The following is a 4,489-nucleotide window of genomic DNA, read 5'->3' on the forward strand; positions in this document are numbered from 1 at the left end:
CTTCTCCGCGCGGGGGAGGTGGACCAGGCGGCGGCCACCGTTCTCGACCTGAGCGACGACATCCGGCTGATCTCCTCGGCCCGGGTCCGGGAGGAGCTGCGCGGCCTGCGCGCCGCCTGGCAACCCCACCGCGGCAATCCCCTGGTCAGCCGCGCGGACCGCTCGGTCGCGGGCTGACCCCATGGCACCGTCGTCCAGCCGGCCCGGTCGCCGGGCCGGGCTCTAGGATCGCGGCGTGATCAGGAACGCGTACTGCTCCTTCTGCGGCGCCGCCTTCGCCCCCGGCCAGCCCTGGCCCCGCACCTGCGCGGCCTGCGGGAACACCAGCTACCTCAACCCGCTGCCGGTCGCGGTGACGCTGCTGCCCGTCGACGACGGCCTGCTCGTCGTACGCCGGGACGTCGAGCCGCGCCGCGGTCGGCTCGCCCTCCCCGGCGGGTTCATCGACCTGGGGGAGTCCTGGCAGCAGGCGGCCGTGCGCGAGCTGCGCGAGGAGACGGGCGTGGTGGCCGAGGCCGCCGACGTCACGCTCTTCGACGTGGTCAGCGCCCCGGACGGAACCGTGCTGATCTTCGGGCTCGGCCCGCGCGTCACCGCGTCCGCGCTGCCGCCGATGGAGGCCACGGACGAGACGAGCGAGTGGCTGGTCATCGACGGGCCCGCCGAGCTGGCGTTCCCCGCCCACACCCGGGCGGCGGCCGCCTACTTCGCGGGACGGGCCCGTCGCGGCCAGGAGTGAGCGGGCCGGAGTGAGCGGGGTGGGCGGCCGGTGGGTCAGCCCAGGTCGAGGCCCGGGTAGAGCGGGTGGGCGGCCAGCAGCTCGGCCGCCGCGGCGCGGGTCTTCTCGGCGGTGCTCTGCGGCAGGTCGTACTTCGCCTTGGAGGTGGCCGACGGCGTGGTGTCGGTCAGCACGCCGACGATCAGCTCGGCGACCTGGTCGAACTCCGGCGTGCCGAACCCGCGCGAGGTGAGCGCCGGGGTGCCGACCCGGATGCCCGAGGTGTACCAGGCACCGTTGGGGTCGCGCGGGATCGCGTTGCGGTTGGTGACGATCCCGGCGTCGAGCAGCGCCGACTCCGCCTGCCGGCCGGTCAGCCCGTACGTGGACACGTCGAGCAGCACCAGGTGGTTGTCGGTGCCGCCGGTGACCAGCCGTACGCCGCGCCGCGCCAGGCCCTCGGCCAGGGCGACCGCGTTGCCGGCCACCGCCCGCGCGTAGTCGGCGAACTCGGACTGCCGCGCCTCGGCCAGGGCGACGGCCTTGGCCGCCATCACGTTGCCGAGCGGGCCGCCCAGCACCATCGGGCAGCCCCGGTCGATCGAGTCGGCGTACTCCCGTTGGCACAGCACCAGGCCGCCGCGCGGCCCGCGCAGCGACTTGTGCGTGGTGGTCGTCGTGACGTGCGCGTACGGCACCGGGTCGTGCACGCCGGTGAACACCTTGCCCGCGACCAGCCCGGCGAAGTGCGCCATGTCCACCATCAGGACCGCGCCCACCTCGTCGGCGATCTCCCGCATGCGGGCGAAGTCGATGCGCCGCGGGTAGGCCGAGTACCCGGCGATCAGCACCAGCGGGCGGAACTCGCGGGCGGTCGCGCGCAGCGCGTCGTAGTCGAGCAGGCCGCTCTCCGGGTCGGTGCCGTAGGAGCGCTGGTGGAACATCTTGCCCGAGATGTTGGGACGGAAGCCGTGGGTCAGGTGACCGCCCGCGTCCAGCGACATGCCGAGGGCCCGCTGGTCGCCCAGGGCCTTGCGCAGGGTCTCCCAGTCGTCCTCCGACAGGTCGTTGACGTGCCGCGCGCCGGCGGCGGCCAGGGCCGGGGCCTCGACCCGGTGGGCCAGAATGCCCCAGAACGCCACCAGGTTGGCGTCGATGCCCGAATGGGGCTGGACGTAGGCGTGCTCGGCGCCGAACAGGGCCTTGGCGTGGTCGGCCGCCAGCTGCTCGACGGTGTCGATGTTCTGGCAACCGGCGTAGAAGCGGTGGCCGATCGTGCCTTCCGCGTACTTGTCGGACAGCCACGTGCCCATCGTGAGCAGGACGGCCGGGGAGGCGTAGTTCTCGCTCGCGATGAGCTTCAGCGAGGCGCGCTGGTCGGCCAGCTCGGCGCGGATCGCGCCGGCCACGCCGGGCTCCACGGCGGCGATCACGTCGAGCGCGTTGCGGTAGGCGGCCGACACGGTGGCCGCGTCGTGGGCGCCGTAGGAATGGGGGTGCTCTTCAGCCATGACTTCTCCCGAGCCGTCGAAGTGAGGGCACCCAGGCGCGCGGCGACGTCCAGGACCGCTCCCCGGTGGTCAGTCCCACCTTACGATCACGCCGGTCACGATCCGAGGCTTGACACCACGGTCATCGGCCGGAGCCGCGCGACGAGGGAGGCGCTTGAGTCTCCACCAGGGGGAGACGCCAAGGTGGAGCCATGGACGGCGGCACCCTCTACACGATCGGCGACCTGGCGCGGCGGACCGGACTGCCGGTCAGGACCATCAGGTTCTACTCCGACCGCGGGATCGTGCCGCCGGTGGAACGCAGCCCGGCCGGCTACCGCCTCTACGACGCCGCCGCCGCGGCCCGCCTCGACCTCGTCCGCACGCTGCGCGACCTCGGAGTCGACCTGGTCACGGTCCGCAAGGTCGTGGATCGGGAGCTGACGCTCGCGCAGGTCGCGGCGGCGCACGCCGAGGCCCTGGCGGTGCGGATCCGCACGCTGCGGATGCGGCGCGCGGTGCTGACGGCGGTGGCCCGGCGCGGCTCGGGGCCCGAGGAGATGGAGCTCATGCACAGACTCGCAGGACTGTCGGAGGACGAACGCCGCCGCCTGGTCGGCGACTTCCTGGACGCCGCCGTCCCGGACGCCGGGCCGGGACTGGCGGGGATGCGGGTCTCGCTGACCCCCGAACTGCCGGACGACGCCGAGCCGGAGCAGGTGGAGGCGTGGCTGGAACTGGCCGAACTGATGGCGGACCCGTCCTTCCGCGCGAGGCTGCACGACCTGACCACCGACCACGCCACCGACCGTGCCGCGGGCCGTGGGGAAGGGGTGCCGCGGGACGCCGTGTCGGTGGGCGTGTGGGCGGCGGGGAAGGCGCTGGCGGTGGGCGTGGATCCCGCCGCGCCCGAGTCCGCGCCGGTCGTGGCGGCGGTCGCCGGCGAGTACGCACGCCTCCTGGGCCGTCCCGACGACGCCGGCCTCCGGCTGCGACTGCTGGCCAGGCTGACGGCGGCGAACGACCCCCGCAGGGAGCGCTACCTCCGCCTGCTCGCCGTGATCAACGCCTGGCCGCCCCCGGCCCCGTCGGCCCCGGCCTTCGACTGGCTCGACACGGCCCTGCGCACCCACCCGGCCCCCTGAACCCAGGCCCGGAAGACACCACCGGACGGGGCTCAGCCGCGGGCGGGGGCCTCGGCGGTGGTGGGGCCGGTCTCGGGCAGGCCCCGGGTCAGCAGGCGGGCGCCGATGCCGAGCAGCGCGCTGACGACCAGCGTGACGCCCATCGGCAGCCCGGTGTCCGCGCCGCCCAGGCCGACCAGCGGCGAGACCAGCGCCCCGAGCGCGAACTGCAACGCGCCCATCACGGCCGCCGCCGTGCCGGTCGCGTACGGCGCCCGCCCCACCGTCAGCGCCGCCGCGTTCCCCATGATCAGCGTGAACGAGCTGACCAGCGCGAACAGCACCGGCAGCACCACCACCGCGGCCACCCCCGCCCCCAGCAGCACCAGCAGCACGGCCGACAGCCCCAGCACGACCCCCTGCCCGGTCCGCAGCAGCCCCTCCGGGCTGAACCGGCGCACCAGGCGCGCCGCGGCCAGGCCGGTCAGCGTCATGCCCAGCGCGTTGGCCGCGAACGTCACGGTGTAGGCGGGGGTGGACAGGCCCAGGACGTTCTGCACGACGAAGGGCGAGGCCGAGATGTACCCCATCAGCCCCGCGAAGCCGAAGGCGAAGGAGAAGGCGTAACCGAGATAGCCCCGGTCGGCGAACAGCCGCCGCACGGTCCGCCCGGTGGCGGCCAGGCCGCCCGCGTGCCGGCGTCCGGGCGGCAGCGTCTCGGGCACGACGAGCGCCGAACCGAGCAGCATCACCGCCGAGATCCCGGCCATCACCCAGAACTCCGCGCGCCACCCGGCGGGCGACAGCGCGCCGCCGATCAGCGGGGCCACGACGGGCGCGACGCCGACCACCGAGGCCAGCAGCGAGAAGATCCGCGCCGCCGCCCGGCCGGACGTCAGGTCGGCCGCCACCGCGCGGCCGATGACGATGCCCGCCGACCCGGCGAACCCGTGCACGAAACGCAGGGCGACGAGCGTCCGGATGTCCGGCGCCAGCGCGCACAGGACGCAGGCGGCCAGGGCCGCGGCGGTGGCCAGCAGGATCGGCCGGCGGCGGCCGAACCGGTCGGACAGCGGCCCGATGACGAGCTGCCCCAGCGCCAGCCCGGTGAGGAACGCGGTCAGCGTGAGCTGCACGCCGGCCGCGCCCGTCCCCAG

General features: G+C 75.0%; 4 protein-coding genes and 1 riboswitch. Of the genes, 2 read left to right on the plus strand and 2 right to left on the minus strand.

Translation table 11 applies throughout. The annotated features are described in order from the left end of the window. The first annotated feature begins 235 nt into the window (after nucleotides 1–235). On the plus strand, nucleotides 236–739 hold the full coding sequence (locus ACWCSD_RS48510; RefSeq protein WP_397160280.1) for an NUDIX domain-containing protein: 504 nt from the start codon (nucleotides 236–238) through the stop codon (nucleotides 737–739). 35 nt (nucleotides 740–774) lie between these two features. Here the strand turns inward: ACWCSD_RS48510 and ACWCSD_RS48515 are convergent, their stop codons facing one another. Further along, nucleotides 775–2,229, minus strand: a complete 1,455-nt coding sequence (locus ACWCSD_RS48515; protein ID WP_397160278.1) for a glycine hydroxymethyltransferase — start codon at nucleotides 2,227–2,229, stop codon at nucleotides 775–777. A gap of 22 nt (nucleotides 2,230–2,251) precedes the next feature. Then, nucleotides 2,252–2,338: riboswitch (ZMP/ZTP riboswitch) on the minus strand. Between the two features lie 82 nt (nucleotides 2,339–2,420). On the opposite strand from ACWCSD_RS48515, the gene ACWCSD_RS48520 reads away from it, so the two are divergent. Further along, on the plus strand, nucleotides 2,421–3,353 hold the full coding sequence (locus tag ACWCSD_RS48520) for a MerR family transcriptional regulator (protein WP_449925928.1): 933 nt from the start codon (nucleotides 2,421–2,423) through the stop codon (nucleotides 3,351–3,353). A gap of 32 nt (nucleotides 3,354–3,385) precedes the next feature. Here ACWCSD_RS48520 and ACWCSD_RS48525 read toward each other — a convergent pair. After that, on the minus strand, nucleotides 3,386–4,489 hold a 1,104-nt coding region (locus ACWCSD_RS48525; protein WP_449925931.1), incomplete at its 5' end, for a Bcr/CflA family efflux MFS transporter.

The sequence above is a fragment of the Nonomuraea sp. NPDC001684 genome, from assembly GCF_053596515.1.

Excerpts from the sequence above, each read along its gene's own strand:
- ACWCSD_RS48515 (WP_397160278.1), bottom strand. The coding sequence starts at position 2,229 with ATGGCTGAAGAGCACCCCCATTCCTACGGCGCCCACGACGCGGCCACC.
- ACWCSD_RS48520 (WP_449925928.1), top strand. The coding sequence starts at position 2,421 with ATGGACGGCGGCACCCTCTACACGATCGGCGACCTGGCGCGGCGGACC.